Source organism: Streptomyces pacificus (assembly GCF_011766325.1).
In the GTDB taxonomy this organism is placed as follows: Bacteria; Actinomycetota; Actinomycetes; order Streptomycetales; family Streptomycetaceae; genus Streptomyces; species Streptomyces pacificus.
The window spans coordinates 1-289 of sequence record NZ_BLLG01000093.1 but is presented as its reverse complement, the minus strand read 5'-3'; the positions used below and the strand labels follow the sequence as shown (position 1 = coordinate 289).

The 289-nt window shown below is 65.1% G+C and carries 1 protein-coding gene; it reads right to left on the bottom strand.

Annotated features, from left to right (window positions below; translation table 11 throughout):
• On the bottom strand, positions 1 to 289 hold a 289-nt coding region (locus tag SCWH03_RS28395), incomplete at both ends, for a DDE-type integrase/transposase/recombinase (RefSeq protein WP_173267796.1).

Genomic DNA, 289 nt, shown 5'->3' with positions numbered 1-289 from the left:
TTGTCGTTGGAGATTTTCGGCCGCGAGTGTGATCTCGTCACCCCCAGATCGATGAGCAGCTGGGAGACCTTCTTGCTCGTCATCGAGGTGCCGCGGTCGGCGTGCACGGTCTCGGGCACGATGCCGTTGCGGGTGATGGTCTCGCGGATCAGCTCCTCGGCCCGCCCGGCGGATTCGGCGGCCTCGACGGTGTGGCCGACGATGTAGCGGCTGAAGATGTCGATGACGACGTAGGCGTGGTACCAGATGCCCTTGGCCGGTCCGGCCGCCTTGGTGATGTCCCAGGTGA